16 protein-coding genes and 1 pseudogene are annotated in these 15,233 nt (G+C 64.9%); 4 read left to right on the top strand and 13 right to left on the bottom strand.

Annotated elements, in window-relative coordinates:
* Positions 1-10 precede the first annotated feature (10 nt).
* A complete protein-coding gene (locus tag VIQ49_RS02200; protein ID WP_331880321.1) occupies positions 11-691 on the bottom strand; it encodes a GntR family transcriptional regulator in 681 nt (226 codons plus the stop codon).
* A gap of 149 nt (positions 692-840) precedes the next feature.
* Entirely contained in the window at positions 841-990 is a 150-nt protein-coding gene (locus tag VIQ49_RS02195) for a hypothetical protein (RefSeq protein ID WP_331880320.1), read from the bottom strand.
* Between the two features lie 135 nt (positions 991-1,125).
* On the opposite strand from VIQ49_RS02195, the gene VIQ49_RS02190 reads away from it, so the two are divergent.
* The gene (locus VIQ49_RS02190) at positions 1,126-1,527 is read left to right on the top strand and encodes a nuclear transport factor 2 family protein (protein WP_331880319.1); all 402 of its coding nucleotides are present in this window, start codon (positions 1,126-1,128) and stop codon (positions 1,525-1,527) included.
* Positions 1,528-1,548: 21 nt separating this feature from the next.
* On the opposite strand, the gene VIQ49_RS02185 is transcribed toward VIQ49_RS02190, so the two are convergent.
* Positions 1,549-2,310: a glucose 1-dehydrogenase gene (locus VIQ49_RS02185; protein ID WP_331880317.1), complete on the bottom strand. Its 762-nt coding sequence runs from the start codon at positions 2,308-2,310 to the stop codon at positions 1,549-1,551.
* Between the two features lie 106 nt (positions 2,311-2,416).
* On the opposite strand from VIQ49_RS02185, the pseudogene VIQ49_RS02180 reads away from it, so the two are divergent.
* Positions 2,417-3,207 (top strand): annotated as a pseudogene (locus VIQ49_RS02180) (helix-turn-helix domain-containing protein).
* 95 nt (positions 3,208-3,302) lie between these two features.
* Entirely contained in the window at positions 3,303-3,671 is a 369-nt protein-coding gene (locus VIQ49_RS02175; RefSeq protein WP_331880316.1) for a DUF427 domain-containing protein, read from the top strand.
* Positions 3,672-3,750: 79 nt separating this feature from the next.
* Here the strand turns inward: VIQ49_RS02175 and VIQ49_RS02170 are convergent, their stop codons facing one another.
* From VIQ49_RS02170 to VIQ49_RS02135, 8 genes are all read right to left on the bottom strand, one after another.
* Positions 3,751-4,707, bottom strand: coding sequence for an alpha/beta hydrolase family protein (locus tag VIQ49_RS02170; RefSeq protein WP_331880315.1), 957 nt, complete (start codon positions 4,705-4,707; stop codon positions 3,751-3,753).
* Positions 4,708-4,903: 196 nt separating this feature from the next.
* The gene (locus VIQ49_RS02165) at positions 4,904-5,995 is read right to left on the bottom strand and encodes a DNA alkylation repair protein (protein WP_331880314.1); all 1,092 of its coding nucleotides are present in this window, start codon (positions 5,993-5,995) and stop codon (positions 4,904-4,906) included.
* 9 nt (positions 5,996-6,004) lie between these two features.
* Positions 6,005-7,603, bottom strand: a complete 1,599-nt coding sequence (locus VIQ49_RS02160; RefSeq protein WP_331880313.1) for an MDR family MFS transporter — start codon at positions 7,601-7,603, stop codon at positions 6,005-6,007.
* Complete coding sequence (locus tag VIQ49_RS02155) at positions 7,604-8,242, bottom strand: helix-turn-helix domain-containing protein (RefSeq protein WP_331880312.1); 639 nt, start codon at positions 8,240-8,242, stop codon at positions 7,604-7,606.
* A gap of 124 nt (positions 8,243-8,366) precedes the next feature.
* Positions 8,367-10,244 (bottom strand): propionyl-CoA synthetase, encoded by a 1,878-nt coding sequence (locus tag VIQ49_RS02150; protein ID WP_331880310.1) that lies wholly within the window; start codon positions 10,242-10,244, stop codon positions 8,367-8,369.
* 20 nt (positions 10,245-10,264) lie between these two features.
* The gene (locus VIQ49_RS02145; protein WP_414731559.1) at positions 10,265-11,140 is read right to left on the bottom strand and encodes a metal ABC transporter permease; all 876 of its coding nucleotides are present in this window, start codon (positions 11,138-11,140) and stop codon (positions 10,265-10,267) included.
* The gene (locus tag VIQ49_RS02140) at positions 11,140-11,934 is read right to left on the bottom strand and encodes a metal ABC transporter ATP-binding protein (RefSeq protein ID WP_331880307.1); all 795 of its coding nucleotides are present in this window, start codon (positions 11,932-11,934) and stop codon (positions 11,140-11,142) included. The genes VIQ49_RS02145 and VIQ49_RS02140 overlap by 1 nt, the downstream gene beginning before the upstream one ends.
* Positions 11,931-12,860: a metal ABC transporter substrate-binding protein gene (locus tag VIQ49_RS02135; RefSeq protein ID WP_331880305.1), complete on the bottom strand. Its 930-nt coding sequence runs from the start codon at positions 12,858-12,860 to the stop codon at positions 11,931-11,933. Before VIQ49_RS02135 ends, VIQ49_RS02140 begins: the two co-directional genes overlap by 4 nt.
* Positions 12,861-13,001: 141 nt before the next feature.
* Here VIQ49_RS02135 and VIQ49_RS02130 point away from each other — a divergent pair, with 141 nt between their 5' ends.
* Positions 13,002-13,421, top strand: a complete 420-nt coding sequence (locus VIQ49_RS02130; protein WP_331880303.1) for a MarR family winged helix-turn-helix transcriptional regulator — start codon at positions 13,002-13,004, stop codon at positions 13,419-13,421.
* Positions 13,422-13,436: 15 nt separating this feature from the next.
* On the opposite strand, the gene VIQ49_RS02125 is transcribed toward VIQ49_RS02130, so the two are convergent.
* On the bottom strand, positions 13,437-14,234 hold the full coding sequence (locus VIQ49_RS02125) for an alpha/beta hydrolase (RefSeq protein ID WP_331880301.1): 798 nt from the start codon (positions 14,232-14,234) through the stop codon (positions 13,437-13,439).
* A complete protein-coding gene (locus VIQ49_RS02120) occupies positions 14,231-15,157 on the bottom strand; it encodes a LysR family transcriptional regulator (RefSeq protein ID WP_331880300.1) in 927 nt (308 codons plus the stop codon). The genes VIQ49_RS02125 and VIQ49_RS02120 overlap by 4 nt, the downstream gene beginning before the upstream one ends.
* Positions 15,158-15,233 lie beyond the last annotated feature (76 nt).

Here is a 15,233-nt window from a genome sequence, read left to right as displayed (position 1 = left end):
ATCGATTGTGTTAGCTGTTTCTCTCCAGGTCCAGGAAATCGAGCTGTCCGTGGTTCCTGGCGGCCGCGACCGCTATCCGCGGATCGTTGGTTTCGAGGGCGTCGAGAACGAGTTGGTGCCGCCGGATTCCGTCGGCGGCATCGAGCACACGGGCTTCGTTCCGCAGGTTGATGGCCATCGGGAGTTGGAGCTTGAGCAAGATCGGCTCCATGGCGATGTCGAGTTGCCGGTTACCGGCCAGACCGACGACGGATGCGTGGAAACGGCGATGCGCATCGTCCTTCTCGAGGTCGTCGTCGCGATCGGCGGCAACTCGCATGTCGTCGAGCGCGTCCCGGACCGGATCGAGATCGGTGGTCAGATCGGCGAGCGGAAGGGCGGATTCGATGGCGTGCCGCTCGAGGACGTGACGCAGCTCGAACAACTGCAGGATGTCCTGCGGCGACCACTCGGCGACCCGGGATCCGCGGCGCGGCAGGTGCTCGACCAGACCTTGCTGGCCGAGAAGCCGAAGCGCCTCACGCAACGGCGCACGACTGATTCCCAGGCTCGCGCAGAGCTGTTCCTCGACGATCTTGTCGCCAGGTTTCAGAGCCCCGGACAGGATCGATTCCCGGATGCGACGGCCCGCGACATCGACAAGGCTGATCGGTAGCCCGTGTTCATCGATTGACCTGCTCGGCACAGCCACTGGTGGGCCTCATCCTTCCGTCGCGCGGAGACTTTCGCGATTTTGTCGACAATCGTAGTCGGCGCGACGGCGACCATGCATGGTCAGCGGATCCGGCCGACGGTGCCGAGCGACAAAACTGTGGTCACGCGAGGGTTGTTGACGTGCGGTTACTGTCCGTCGGTGGTGCCTTCGGTTCCGCCGACAGCGTGGTCGCGATCGTCGTCGGCGCCGTGCTGCGCCGCGTCGTAGGCGTCCTTTTCCTCGGCTGTCTTCTCGGTCTCGCCGAGTGGCTTCTCGTTCTCGTGGGGAAAGGTCATATCCGGAGCATGCCCGGATCCGGTGTGTCACAAACTCGGGCGAATACTTACCTCGGACGTCATCGCCGGGAGGCACCTGCCGCGAGCAGGATTGCTTTCACGAACGCAGAACACCTCACAACAAGGAGAGAACCGATGACCGACACCATGCAGAATGTGCACGAGACCGCGGCGTCCGAACTGATCGATCGCTACCTCGCCGCATGGAACGAGACCGACGCCGCCGCTCGGCGAGAGCTGATCAGCTCACTCTGGGCCGCTGATGGCGTGTACACCGATCCGCTGGCATCGGTCAGCGGTGTGGATGCGTTCGATCAGGTGATCGCGGGCGCCCGAGAACAATTCGGGGGTCTGCAGTTTGTGCGTGGCGATGTCCTCGACACACACCACAACATCGCCCGTTTCACGTGGGAGTTGGTGACCGAGCCGGGTGCCGAGCCGTTGGTCGTGGGCTTCGACGTGGCCGCGGTCGACAGCGACAACAAGATCACCAGCGTCTATGGCTTCATCGACAAGATGCCCGGTGTCGGCGAGTGATGCGAGTTCAGTGCCGCGGGTCTAGGTGATGGTGATGCCACCGTCGACGACGATGGTCTGACCGGTGACGTATCCGCCTGCCGGTGAGGCCAGCCAGATCGCGGTGGCGGCCAGCTCCTCGGGATCGCCGGTCCGGCCCAGTACCAACCGGGGTGCCATGGATTCGAGGTAGCCGTCGGGGTAGGAGTCGGTCATCTCGGATTCGAAGAAGCCGGGTGCGATGGCGTTGACGCGGATTCCTTTTCGGCTGCCCCACTGCTGGGCGAGGTCGCGGGTGAGTCCCGAGACGGCAGCCTTGCTCGCCGAATAGGCGGCCTGCGGGAGTCCGGCGGTGGTGATACCGAGGATGCTCGAGATGTTGATGATCGAGCTTCCCGGTGTCATCACCCGTCCGCAGGCCTGCGCTGCCCAGTACGAACCGTTCAGGTTGATGTCGATGACCGACTGGAACTGTTCGGGTGTCTCCCGGGTGGCGGGGTAGGCGGTGCCGATGCCGGCATTGTTGATCAGCACGTCCACCTGCCCGAACTCGGCCATCGCGGCGTCGACGAGCGTGTTGACCTGGGTGTGGTCCGAGATGTCGGTGGCCACCGTCAATGCTGTCCCGCCCACCGACTCGACCAGCTGTGCGGTCTGCTCGAGTTTGTCGGCGCGGCGGGCCGCGAGGACAACCTTGGCACCGGCCTCGGCGAAGGCCTTGGCAAACGCGACACCCAATCCGGATGATGCGCCGGTGACGATGACAACCTTGCCTTCGATCCGGAAACGGTCGAGAACGCTCATGGGGGTTCGCTCCTGTGGTGTCGTTGGTCCGCGCCCGATCATAGGTGTCCGTAGCGGGCGCAGCATTGATAATGCATCACAGACGATCACTCGAGGGGTGTCAGAGATGGCCGACGAACAGCGTTACCTGTTCGGGGATCTGTTGCGGCAGTGGCGAATCAACCGCAAGGTCCCGCAACTGGAACTGGCGTCGGTCTCCGAGGTCTCGGCGCGGCACCTCAGTTTCCTGGAAACCGGCCGGTCGGCACCGAGCCGGATGATGGTGCTGCGGCTCGCCGAGCACCTCGATGTGCCCCTGCGGGAGCAGAATCAGATGTCGCTGGCGGCGGGCTACGCCCCGACCTACGGCGAGTCACCACTCGACGGTGAACGAATGACCATGGTGCGCAGCGCATTGCGGCAGGTGCTGACCGCCACCGAGCCGTATCCCGCGCTGGCCGTCGACCGGCACTGGAATCTGGTGGACGCGAATGCGGCGGTGGCGCTGTTCACGCAGGACGCGCCCGACGACCTCCTCGCGCCGCCGTTCAACGTCCTGAAGTTCAGCCTCGATCCGCGGGGACTCGGGGACCGGATCATCAACATAGGGCAGTGGCGGCGCCACCTGTTCGATCGCCTCGACCGACAGATCAAGGTGACCGGTGATCCCGTTCTGACCACGCTGTTGTCCGAACTGCGGGCATATCCGTATCCGTACATCGACGACGCCGACGAGGACCCGGCGTTGTCCGGTGAGTCGCGGTCTATCTGCGGTTGCGGTCAGACGACCGGGAACTGCTGTTCCTCAGTACGGTGACCACGTTCGGTACCCCACTCGACGTCACCGTCGACGAGTTGAGTGTCGAGAGCTTCTATCCGGCCGACGACAAGACGGCGGAGTTCCTCCGTCAGCTCTGAGCCGCTCGCCAGATCTCAGGTCGTCGGGTCTGAATCACCGTGGAATGCAATCAGCGGCCGGGCCGTTGACCGACACAGAGGAGAGGTGGACACACATGGCCAAGACTCGATTGATACCCGACGACACCCATCCGATCACCGTGGAACCCACGTCCGGGCAGGTCCGGATCAGGGCCGGTGACACCATCGTTGCCGACACCGCGAAGTCGCTGACACTGCAGGAGGCGTCGTATCCGCCGGTGGCGTACGTGCCGCTGGCCGTGATCGACCCGTCCCTGCTGCGGCCCAGCGACACCGAGACATACTGCCCGTACAAGGGCGACGCGACCTATTACGACGTCGTGACCCCGGACGGTGTGATCGCAGACGCCGCGTGGACCTACGCCGAGCCCTACGACGCCGTCTCGGAGATCGCCGGACATCTTGCGTTCTACCCGGACAAGGTGGTCATCACGGTCTCCTGATCGACACCCCGCGACAAAACAATCGGCCGCGATTCGGAAGAGTTCCGAATCGCGGCCGATGTGTTTGCTGATCTTGGTGTCAGACTCCGAGCGAGGGAGCCAACGTGTCGTACCAGGATTCCTTGAGGCGATCCTCCCAGTAGGTCCACCAGTGCACACCGTCTGGAGTGATGTGGGTCTGCGGGTTGACGCCGGCTGCGCGCAGGCTCGTGATGTAGAGCTGGCTGCTGATGGATGCAGCCGTCTCGAGAGGCACCATCTGCGAGAACTTCACCGGATCGAACGCAGAGCTGGCCGGGTTGAAGATCGGGTTGGTGCTCGGTGAACCCGTGCCCGAGGAGACGTAGACCCGCGTGCCGCGCAGGTTACCGGTGTTCAGCGAGGGATCGTTCTGGGTCCACGCACCGGCGGGCCAGACGCCCCACATGTTGACGGGGTTGCCGCCCATCTCGATCACCGAAGCCGCGATGCCCTGGGCGAAGCCGGGCGTGCTGACGGTCGGGTAGCCGCTGTACGAGGCCACACCCTGGTAGAAGTCGGGGTGCTTGCTGGCAAGGTTGAGTGCGGAGGTGCCGCTCATCGACAGGCCGGCAATCGCGTTGCGGCGGTTGTCGCTGCCGAAGTTGGCCTTCATGTACGCGGGCAGTTCCCGGGTCAGGAACGTCTCCCACTTCTGGCGGCCCAGGGTCGGGTCGTCCTGCTGCCAGTCGGTGTAGAAACTGCCGCCGCCGCCGAACGGAATGGCGACGTTGACGTTCTTGCCTGCGAAGAAGCGCTCGACATCGGTCTCGATCAGCCAACCGCTGTTGTTGTTGGGGGCGCGCAGACCGTCGAGCAGGTACAGCGTGGCCTTGTTGTCGCCGCCGGGAGTGATCACCTTGACGGGGATGCTCTTGTTCATGGAGGCGGAGTAGACCCGGACGGTCTGCGAATCAGCCGCGGCAGTGCCCGGATTGGCTGCAACGGAGACAGCTGCTCCGGCAACAAGGGCAAGGGAGCCGGCGACAATCCTTCGCCAGGCAGACTTTGCTCGCATCAGTTTCCTTTTATGTGTCGTGACGGGGGTAGTCCACACCGAACCGGACTCGCCCTGATCGCAGAGAGCGACCAGGGTAGATAGCAGCAAGGTAACAGGGACGCGCCGCGTTCGCACATCGCACAACTCGGACCATTGTGACCAACGTCGTCACCTGTGTGTTCGTTTGTGGCAGACCGATCCGAAGCACAGTTTTCTACAGGTGCAGATCGAACTGCGCCAGCGCCATCCGCCGCCCGTTGACCTGCACTGCCAGTTCGTGGCCGCCGGGGTGATACCGACGCGTGGTGATGGGGGCAAACGAATGAGACTTCGAGATGGCGATCTGCTCGCGGGGAGCGAGTGACTTGGACGCCAACTTGAACACCTTGTGCGCGATGGTGCCGTTGGCCTTCCGGAATCCGACGCTGTAGTCGATCACCACGTTCACGGACTCGTCGCCGCTGTTGCGGACCACGGCGGCCATCGTCAGCTTGTCGCCGATCCGTACCCGGGGAGCGATGTCCAGATCGGTCACCGTGATCGCCGCCGGCGAGGCGAAGCCGAGGAGGGCGAGCGCGTCGGGGTCGCCTCGTTTGACCAGGGTGCGGAGCGCGTGCCGGACGAGTCGCCCGGTGTTCGCGTCGGGTGCGGCCAGCCACCGCGCGGCGGTCTCGACGACGATGTCGGCGTGCTGCCTGCTCAGGTCATTGAGGTGGTTGGCGACCGAGCGGCGTACGTACTCACTCGGATCGCGGTAGAGGGCGTCGATGATCGGTGCGGTCGCCTCGGGCCGCTGCATGAGCGCCTGCACCCGGCGGGCCCACGGCAGATACTGGCGGGTGCCCTCGCTCGCGAGACGGCGTACGTGTTCGTCTTTGGACGTCGTCCACCGCAGTGCGGTGGCCAGCGTGCGGTCGACGTCGGCGATCAGCATCGTTCGGAGTGCGAATTCGGCGGTCAGGCGCGGTGTCAGCTTCCGCAGCAGCACCAGGCCGGTGTCGAAGGCTTTGACGGTCCCGGCCTCGGTGGACCGGACGGCAACCGCTTCGGTGATCGGCCAGATCATCCAGCCGGTGCACTCCGGTTGCGCGATCAATGTGTTGATCGCGGCCACGAACTCGTCGAAGGAGTCGGGGAGGTCGATGATCAGGGCATCGCGCACCAGATCGGAACGAGCCTTGAGCGCCATCCCGTCGAATACGGCCGAGGTCTGCTTGGTGGCGGTGGCGCGAAGTCCGCCGAGCGTGAGGCATCGTGCCAGCCCGGCGACGGCTTCGGGTCCGAGCAACTCATCGGCAAACGGCATGCCCTGATACTAGGAAGGCTGTCTGACAATGCCCGATTGGTCGGCCGTCGAAGTGACCGGCGCGTCATCGGTGACCGTTGTGGCCAAGGGCTTCTCGATCACGAAGCAGAGCAGGATCGCCCCCACGATGCTGAGCGGGCTGACAAAGAGGAACACCGGCATCAGTGCTTCGTTGTAGGCGTTGACAATCGGCTCCTGCACCGATTCCGGTAGGTGGTGAACAGCTGCCGGCGTAAGGGACTTCGCGCCGTCACCGGCGGCGGTGGCGTCGGCCGGTATTCTGCCGACGAGCAGGTCGGCCAGGCGTGACGCGAAAATGCTGCCGACCAGTGCGGCACCGAGGGAGGCACCGATCTGGCGGAAGTAATTGTTCGCGGCGGTGGCGGTTCCCACCAGGTTGTACGGGAAGGTGTTCTGCACCGTCAGGATCATGATCTGGATGCTGGCGCCCAGCCCGCCACCGAGGATTCCGAGACACACGCAGATCATCCAGGTCGGAGTCGACAGGGTGATCTGCGACATCAGGAACAGGCTCAAACTGATCATCAGTGATCCGGCGATCGGCAGGGCTTTGTAGCGTCCGCTACGCGAGACGAAACGCCCGCTCGCGACGGAGCTCGCGACCATCGTTCCCATCATCGGGACCATCAGGAGTCCGGCATTGGTGGAGCTGATGCCCAACGCCATCTGTAGGTATGTGGGCATGTAGGAGATCGCACCGAACATCCCGATGCCGGCGATCAGGCCGGCGGTCGTGGTCAGGTTGAAGTTCCGCTTGCGGAAGAGTTGAAGCGGCAGGATCGGCTCTGCGGCGCGGCTTTCGACCACGACGGCCAGGACCCACGCGAGGATGGTCCCGAGCACCAGACCGATGATGGTCGGTGAGGTCCATGCATAGGTCGAGCCGCCCCAGCTCGCGATGAGCACGATGCCGCTGGTCGCCAGGGCGAGGACGGCCATTCCGAGGATGTCGATCGTCGGTTTGCTGCGAGCGATCTTCGGAGGGTGCAGGCAGGCCGCGACCGCGACGAGCGCCAGTACGCCAAGTGGCAGATTCACCCAGAGTGTCCAGCGCCAGCCGGGGCCCTCTGTGAGCCATCCGCCCAAGAGAGGTCCGGCGACGGAGGCGACGGCGAAGACACCACCCATGATGCCTGCGTACCGGCCGCGGTCGCGAGCGGGGACAACGTCGGCGATCGATGCCTGGGAGAGCACCATGAGACCTCCGGCACCGGCACCCTGCAGGGCGCGCGCGATGATGAGTGTCAGCATGTTCGGGGCGAGTGCGCCGATGATCGATGCCACAGTGAAGATGCTGATCGCGATGAGCAGCAATGGTTTCCGGCCGAATTGATCGCCGAGCTTGCCGTACACGGGCATGACGATCGTCGACGCCAGTATGTATGCGGTGATGACCCACGACATCAGGTTGGTGCCGTGCAGTTCGCCGACGATGGTCGGCAATGCTGTGCTCATCACCGTTGTGTTCAACGAGGCCAGCAGCATCGCCGACATGAGCCCGACGAACATCAGCAAGATGGTTCGACGAGACGCCTCGGGCCGGTGGGTTCCCGGAACCTGGGCGGCGGCGGGGACTTCTACTGCCATCTAGGCCTCCTCGAGGATGGTGGTGAACGATTGCGCGGCCCGGTGCACGAGTTCGTCGAGCGGGATGTTCCCCTCCGGTTTCGTCAGTAGCCAGTCGACCGCGATGCGGACAACGGACTGGCCTGCGGTGACCAGGATCTGCGCGGTCGCCTCGATGTCGACATCGTGCCGGCGCCGCTGCCAGCGGCCGGATTCGGCGAGGCGGGTCTCCACGAGCGCGCGGGCGAGGTGACGGATCTGGTCGCTGTGGGCCAGTCGGATGCGCGCGAGGTCGGGGTGGCGATGCATCAGCGCGGCGCGAACCGAGCGCCCACCCGAACCGCCGGCCGTCTTCTCGAAGACGTCGAAGAGCAGCAGTGCCACCTTCTCGATCAGATCGTCGTCGTCGCCGATCACAAACGCGGCGGCGGTGCTGTCATCGATGTATGGGGTACGCAGGCCGAGGATCGCGTCTTCTTTGGAAGGGAAGTAGTTGAAGAAGGTGCGCGCCGAGATGTTGGCCTCGTCGGCGATCTCTTCGATCGTCACCTTCGACAGGTCGGTCTGTTCCATCGCGGCGGCCGCCGCCGCCTCGTGGATGGATGCCCACGTGGCAGCGCGCTTCCTGTCACGCAGCGACTGCTTGTGTGGTGTAACCATCCGATAACCGTACCAAATATTGCACGACTGCAAAATTGCAGCCCTGCAATCCGATCTTGGTGGGTTTTGGCGGGGCTCACCTGGGCGTTTGCTCGCCAAAAGCCACCATGATCGGGGGTTGGGGTCAGCCGAGTTGTTTTTTGAGCGCGTCGAGGACGGCGGTGTCTTCGATGGTCGACGGCACGGTGTAGTCCTCGTGGTCCGCGATCTGACGCATCGTCTTGCGCAGGATCTTGCCCGATCGGGTCTTGGGCAGACCGTTGACGACGGTGACGTCGCGGAATGTGGCGACCGCACCGATCTCGTCGCGGACCAGCGTGACCAGATCCGACCGCAGGACGTCGTGGTCGATGTCGGCACCCTCTTTGAGGACGACGTAGCCGCTGGGGCGCTGGCCCTTGAGTTCGTCGTGGATCCCGATCACCGCGCATTCGGCGACCGCGGGATGGGAGGCGACCACGGCCTCGATGCTGCCGGTGGACAGGCGGTGTCCGGCAACATTGATCACGTCGTCGGAGCGGCCCAGTACAAAGACGTAGCCATCGGCGTCGATGTAGCCGGAGTCGCCGGTCAGGTAATACCCGGGGAAGGTCTTCAAATACGAATTGTGGTAGCGCTCTTCGTCATTCCACAGGCCGGTCAGGGTGCCGGGAGGCAGCGGCAAGGCGATGACGATATTGCCTTCGCCGCCGGCCGCCACCGCTGTGCCCCCGGCGTCGACGATCTCGACCCGGAAGCCCGGAACAGGTACGGTCGCAGATCCGCCCTTGATCGGCATCGGTTCGAGGCCACGGAGATTGGCGGCGATGGCCCAGCCGGTCTCCGTCTGCCACCAGTGGTCGACGACCGGCACACCGAGGACCCTGGTGGACCACTCGTACGTGTCGGGGTCGAGACGTTCACCGGCTGCGAAGAGTGTCTGCAGTGTCGAAATATCATGATCGGCAAGCAGTTTGGCTTCGGGATCCTGCTTGCGGATGGCGCGGATCGCGGTGGGCGCGGTGAACAGGGCCTTGACCTTGTGGTTGTCGATCACCCGCCAGAATGCCCCGGCGTCCGGGGTGCCCACGGGTTTGCCCTCGTACATCACCGTGGTCGCGCCGATCAGCAGAGGCGCGTAGACGATGTACGAATGCCCGACCACCCAGCCGACGTCCGACGCGGTCCACCACACGTCGCCGGGCTTGATGTTGTAGATGTTGGCCATCGACCAGGTCAGCGCCACCGCGTGCCCGCCGTTGTCGCGGACCACACCCTTGGGCTTTCCGGTGGTTCCGGACGTGTAGAGGATATAGAGCGGATCGGTGGCGGCAACGGAAACAGGCTCTGCCGGAGTCGCTTTCGCGGTCAGCTCGTCCCAGTCGTACCAGCCTTCGTGGTCGGCGGCGCTGCCGTCGACCTGCTCGCGGTTCTTGACGATGATCGTTGCCGGCGGCCCCGCGGACAGGTCGAGCGCCTTGGCGACCATCGGCAGGTAGTTGATGGTGCGGCCGGGTTCCAGGCCGCCCGACGCGGTGATCAGCGCGACGGGCCGGGCGTCGTCGATGCGGGTTGCGAGTTCGGGTCCGGCGAATCCGCCGAAGACCACCGAGTGCACGGCGCCGATGCGGGCGCAGGCCAGCATCGCGATGGCTGCCTCGGGGATCATCGGCATGTAGATGATGACCCGATCGCCGGCCGTCACTCCGCGTTCGGTGAGCACGCCCGCGAAGGTGGCGACCTCGTCGCGCAGTTGTGCGTAGGTGTAACTGCGGGTCTTGCCGACCATCGCCGAGTCCCAGATCAGTGCGACCCGGTCACCGTTGCCCGCCAGGACATGGCGGTCGAGGGCGTTGAAGCTGGTGTTGACCGTGGCACCGGGGAACCATCGGTATGCGTCGCCGGTGAGATTTTCGAGGGCGGAGGTGGGGGCCTGGTACCAGTCGACCGCCTCGGCGGCCTTCAGCCAGAACTCTTCTGGGTTGTCGGCACTACGTGCGAATGTCTCCGCGTACGACACCATTGCCACTCACCTCTCACGCGTCAGGGCGCAACGAGAGCCGAGGAGCGTCGTCGCTGTGCCCGGTTGATCGCCTTGATCAACACTCCCTGGCGTGGCGCGAACAGATAGATGACCGCAAACGCCATGCCTTGTGCCAATACCACCATCGCGCCGGGTGCCACGTCCAGGTAGTACGCATAGTAGATGCCGAGGACGGCGCAGACGCACGCGAGAATCGGGGCGATGATCAGCATCCGGTTGAAGCGGTCGGTGAGCAGATACGCCGACGCCCCGGGGATGATGAGCATCGCAACGACGAGCACGACGCCGACAATCTGCAGTGCCACAACACAAGTCAGAGCAAGTAAGCCGAGCAGCAGTGCGCCCAGGCGTCGTGGTGAGAGCCCGATGGCGTGTGCGTGCGTGGGATCGAAGGCGAAGAGGGTCAGGTCGCGGCGCTTGAGGGTCAGGATGACAACCGTCAGGACGGCCAGGCCGATGATCTGCCACAGATCGGCTTGCGAAACCCCGAGGACGTTGCCGAACAGGATGTGATTGAGGTCGGTCTGACTGGGCGTGACGGAGATCAACACCAACCCCAGCGCGAACAGAGTGGTGAAGACGATGCCGATCGCCGCGTCCTCTTTGACGCGGCTGGTGTCACGGACCACCCCGATCAGCAGCACGGCACCAAGACCGAAGATCAATGCGCCCACCGCAAACGGGGCGCCGAAGATGTAGGCGAGGACCACACCCGGCAGCACCGCGTGCGACACCGCGTCGCCCATCAGGGACCAGCCGATCAAGACGATCCAGCAGCTGATCATGGCGCAGACGGCGGCCGCGACCGTGGTCGCCAGCAGCATGTTGACCATGAAATCCTCGGCGAGGGGATCGAGCCACCAATCGATGATCATCACGGCGTGACCTTTCCGTCGACGATGTCCATCCCGAAGGCGCGGGCCAGGACCCGCGGACGTAGGACCGCATCGGGTGAGTCGTGTACGAGGACCGTCTTCATGAGCAGGATCGCCTCGTCGCAGAACGTCCCGAGTGAACCCAGATCGTGGGTGGAGACCAGGATCGTCTTGCCCTCGGCCGCGAGCTTGGTCAGCAGGGTGATGATGGTGGCCTCGGACTTCTTGTCGACACCGGCAAACGGCTCGTCGAGAAGCAGGATGTCGGCATCCTGGGCTATTCCCCGGGCGACAAAGGCACGTTTGCGCTGACCACCCGACAGCCGCCCGATCTGACGATCGGCGAGATCGGTCAACTCCACCATCTCGAGTGCGTGGGCCACGGCCGCCTTGTCCGCCTTGCTCGCGCGCCGGATGAAGTTCTGATGGCCGTACCGACCCGTCATGGCGACGTCGCGGACCGAGACCGGGAAGGACCAGTCGACGTCCTCGGACTGCGGGACATACGAGACAAGGCCCTTGCGCCGGGCCTGTGCGGGTGTGCCGCCGGAGATCGATACTCGCCCCGAATCGGGTTTGACCAGGCCCATGATGGTTTTGAACAGGGTGGATTTGCCGGACCCGTTCATGCCGATGAGGCCACAGATGCGTCCCGGACCGATGGTGAAGTTCACGTCTTCGAGAGCGTGGACCTCCCCGTAGTAGACGCTGACACCCGAAATCGAGAGTGCTGGTGGCGGGGCGGTGTGTTCGAGAATCAGACGGTCCTCCGTGGCCGGGGGCAGGGCGGTCATTGTTTTCCACCTTCGGTGAGGGCTCCGACGATGGTGCCGGCGTCGTGCCGGATCAGGTCGAGGTACGTGGGCACGGGGCCGTCCGCTTCTGAGAGGGAATCGACGTAGAGGATTCCGCCGAATCGGGCGTCGGTGGCCCGCTCGACCTGTCGCATCACGGCGTCACTGACCGTCGATTCGCAGAAGACGGCGTCGATGTTGTTGTCACGGACGAACTCGATCGTCGACTGCAGTTGCTTGGACGTGCCCTGCTGTTCGGCGTTGACCGGCCAGATGAACTTCTCACGCAGACCGGTGTCGCGGGCCAGGTACGAGAACGCGCCTTCGCACGTGACCAGGGCCCGGCTCGCCGCCGGGACCGCATCGAGGCGCACAACCATCTCGTCGTGGATCTGCTGCAGCTGAGCCTTGTAGCGGTCGGCGTTGGCCCGGTAGACGGCGGCGTTGTCGGGGTCGAGGTCGGAGAGCGCGTCGGCGATGTTGTCTGCGTAGATCTGTACATTCAGCGGGGACATCCACGCATGGGGGTTCGGTTTTCCGGCCCCGGCGTCGGCGGTGATCGGGATGTCGGTCACGCCCTCGCTGGCGACCACGTGCGGTGCGTCGAGCCGATCGACGAACCGCTCGAACCAGGCTTCGAGATGCAGCCCGTTGTCGATGATGAGGTCGGCCTGCGCCGCGCGGCGCATGTCGCCGGGGGTCGGTTCGTAACCGTGGATCTCGGTGCCGGCCTTGGTGACGGACTCGACGCGGATGTTGTCGCCGGCGACGTTGGCGACGATGTCCTGGAGAACGGTGAACGTGGTCAACACGGTCAGCCGCTCATCGTGCCGGTCGATCTTGCCCACGCAGGCGCTGAGCGTCACGATGCAGGTCGCCGCCAGTATCAGGCGGGCTGCCCGGGCGAACCCTGCGTGAATTCGCATCCTCACATCATAGAGTTCGGGTCACCGAACTTTCAAGTTTCTGGAAACGAATAACGCAAGGAACGTCCCTTCGGTCAGGTGGTGATCGGATCCGGGATCAAATGCCGATTCGTTGGTCCCTCCAACCAGTACCGTTGTCCCATGGTGAAACGTCTGGAAGAGCGGGTGACATGGCTGGTGGGTCGGGCACAGTCGCGTAGCCATGGTTTGCTGCGGGATTCCTTTGCCCTGGCTGATTCGAAGCCCTATCACTATCGTCTGCTTGCGGCCCTCGGCGACCACGGTCCGGCCAGTCAGGCTGATCTCGGCCGGTTGACGGGTCTCGATCGCAGCGATGTGTCCGGTGCGGTCGAAGTGCTGTGGGAGGCCGGCTTTGTCGAACGTGACCCCGATCCCTCCGATCGCCGCCGGAACATCGTCTCTGTCACGCAACCGGGCCGGACCGAACTGCGCCGGCTCGACGCCGTGCTCGACCGCGTCCAGGAGGAGTACCTGGCGCCGTTGGAGGAATCAGAACGCCAGGTGTTCATCGGGCTGATCAGGCGGTTGGCGGACGGATGACCGCCGCAGGGGCGATCACGCCAGGAACTCGGTCGCGAGCTCGGGCCATGTCCGCAACTGCATCGGGATGTCGGCGATCTGCAGCCGGGCGCCGCGAATCGTCTCGGCCAGGTGCCGCGCGGTCGAGAGCGGATGGCCGGGATCTCCCGACCAGGCCAGGATCAGGACGGGCAGGTCCAGGGCGGTCAGGGCGTTGTCGGAGGGTAGATCCGAGCGGGCGGCGCCTCGCAGGATCGAGGGGAGCAACCGCTCCGTCACCTCCACCGCGGGTCGAGTCCAGCCCGGCCCGGAGTAGATGTGCGGCGGAGGTTCTGCTGTGATGGCCTCCTCGTAGGCGGCCAGGCCGGATCGTTCGATCAATTCCGCGGCGTCGAGATATCCGCGCACATGCACCGCCCGCTGCGCGCGCATCGTCGGCGGTGTCGTGAGCACCAGCCGCCGGAAGCGCTCCGGAGTGGTGGTGGCGGCGTACAACAGCGACGCGGTGCCCATCGACGATCCGACCCCGTCGACCCGTTCGTCACCGACCGTGTGTTCGAGCAGTTCCAGCAGGTCCAGACCCAGGTTCGGCCAGGTGTAGTGCTCGGGTTCGGGCGTACCGGACGACCCGCCGTGGCCCCGTGCGTCATAGCGGATGAGCCGATGGCGCGCCGTCAGCGGTTCCCAGTCGAACATCCCGGACGCCTCCTCTCCGCGGCCGCTCGAGGTGAGGCCGTGGGCCCAGATGACGTGCGGACCGCGGCCGGACCTGGTCCAGGCGAGTTCGGCTCCGCGAACGCCGGTGAGGTGCGATGTGCCCGGCTCGAATGTCATGCCTGCCCTTCGGGTTCGAACGAGGGAGGCGGATCTTGCGCGGCCAGGGAGACCAGGTCTCGCGCGGGGCCGCGGAGGGCGGTTCCGCGGGGCCAGATCGCCCGCAGGTCCCGTGGCATCGAGACATCCTCGACTCTTATCCTCGTCAACCGGCCGTCGCCGAGTTCTTGTGCGACGGACAAACTCGACAACACCGCCGGGCTATCCGAACTCAGCACCGCAGCTTTCACTGCGGCCACGGAGTTCAATTCCAGTAGGGGATCGGTGACCTCCCCGAGCGCCGACTCGAAGGTCACTCGGGTTCCCGATCCCGGCTCGCGTTGTACCAGTGGCGTTGTGCGGAGTTCGGCGGTGGAGATCGGTGTGCCGCGCCGGGCCCACGGATGATCGGGACGGGTGACCACCACCAGTTCGTCGCGCGCGACGGTCAGTGCCTCCAGGTGACTGTCGGTCTCGGGACCCTCGATGAACCCCACGTCCACCGAGCCGGACAGCACCTCTTTGGTCACGTCGGCAGAGTTCATCGGCTGGACCCGGATCCTGGTGTCGGGGTGAGTTCGGCGCAAGGTCAGAGCCCAGCGGGGGATCAGGTATTCGGCGACGGTCATGGATGCGGCGACCGCCAGGGACGCGCGCTTGCTGCCGAGCAGTGAATCGACACCTGCCGAGAACCGTTCGGCCGCATCGAGTAGTCCTGATGCCCATTCCAGAACGGCGACCCCCTCGGCCGTCAGCTCGGTTCCGCTGGGAGAGCGCCGGAACAGGACGATGCCGAGTTCCCGTTCGACGGAATGCACCCGGGCGCTGATCGCCTGCTGGCTCAGGTTTTGTTCTCGCCCCGCGGCGCTCATGCTGCCGCCGCGGGCCACCGAGACGACAACATCGAGTGCGGACAGGTCAGGGACGCGCGCAGGCAGCACCATTCCCAGAGGGTACAAGCCCGGGTTGTATCGGGACAAGGGCAAGCCATCTACCGGTCAGATGCATCTGGTCGCAGTC

This window comes from Williamsia sp. (assembly GCF_036566845.1).
In the GTDB taxonomy this organism is placed as follows: Bacteria; Actinomycetota; Actinomycetes; order Mycobacteriales; family Mycobacteriaceae; genus Williamsia.
This window is presented reverse-complemented; position numbering and strand designations above follow the sequence as displayed.

What these genes read in the sequence shown, in the direction of transcription:
- VIQ49_RS02195 (WP_331880320.1), bottom strand. Translation starts at nt 990, where the DNA reads ATGACCTTTCCCCACGAGAACGAGAAGCCACTCGGCGAGACCGAGAAG.
- VIQ49_RS02190 (WP_331880319.1), top strand. Translation starts at nt 1,126, where the DNA reads ATGACCGACACCATGCAGAATGTGCACGAGACCGCGGCGTCCGAACTG.
- VIQ49_RS02185 (WP_331880317.1), bottom strand. Translation starts at nt 2,310, where the DNA reads ATGAGCGTTCTCGACCGTTTCCGGATCGAAGGCAAGGTTGTCATCGTC.
- VIQ49_RS02175 (WP_331880316.1), top strand. Translation starts at nt 3,303, where the DNA reads ATGGCCAAGACTCGATTGATACCCGACGACACCCATCCGATCACCGTG.
- VIQ49_RS02170 (WP_331880315.1), bottom strand. Translation starts at nt 4,707, where the DNA reads ATGCGAGCAAAGTCTGCCTGGCGAAGGATTGTCGCCGGCTCCCTTGCC.
- VIQ49_RS02165 (WP_331880314.1), bottom strand. Translation starts at nt 5,995, where the DNA reads ATGCCGTTTGCCGATGAGTTGCTCGGACCCGAAGCCGTCGCCGGGCTG.
- VIQ49_RS02160 (WP_331880313.1), bottom strand. Translation starts at nt 7,603, where the DNA reads ATGGCAGTAGAAGTCCCCGCCGCCGCCCAGGTTCCGGGAACCCACCGG.
- VIQ49_RS02155 (WP_331880312.1), bottom strand. Translation starts at nt 8,242, where the DNA reads ATGGTTACACCACACAAGCAGTCGCTGCGTGACAGGAAGCGCGCTGCC.
- VIQ49_RS02150 (WP_331880310.1), bottom strand. Translation starts at nt 10,244, where the DNA reads ATGGTGTCGTACGCGGAGACATTCGCACGTAGTGCCGACAACCCAGAA.
- VIQ49_RS02145 (WP_414731559.1), bottom strand. Translation starts at nt 11,140, where the DNA reads ATGATCATCGATTGGTGGCTCGATCCCCTCGCCGAGGATTTCATGGTC.
- VIQ49_RS02140 (WP_331880307.1), bottom strand. Translation starts at nt 11,934, where the DNA reads ATGACCGCCCTGCCCCCGGCCACGGAGGACCGTCTGATTCTCGAACAC.
- VIQ49_RS02135 (WP_331880305.1), bottom strand. Translation starts at nt 12,860, where the DNA reads ATGCGAATTCACGCAGGGTTCGCCCGGGCAGCCCGCCTGATACTGGCG.
- VIQ49_RS02130 (WP_331880303.1), top strand. Translation starts at nt 13,002, where the DNA reads ATGGTGAAACGTCTGGAAGAGCGGGTGACATGGCTGGTGGGTCGGGCA.
- VIQ49_RS02125 (WP_331880301.1), bottom strand. Translation starts at nt 14,234, where the DNA reads ATGACATTCGAGCCGGGCACATCGCACCTCACCGGCGTTCGCGGAGCC.
- VIQ49_RS02120 (WP_331880300.1), bottom strand. Translation starts at nt 15,157, where the DNA reads ATGGTGCTGCCTGCGCGCGTCCCTGACCTGTCCGCACTCGATGTTGTC.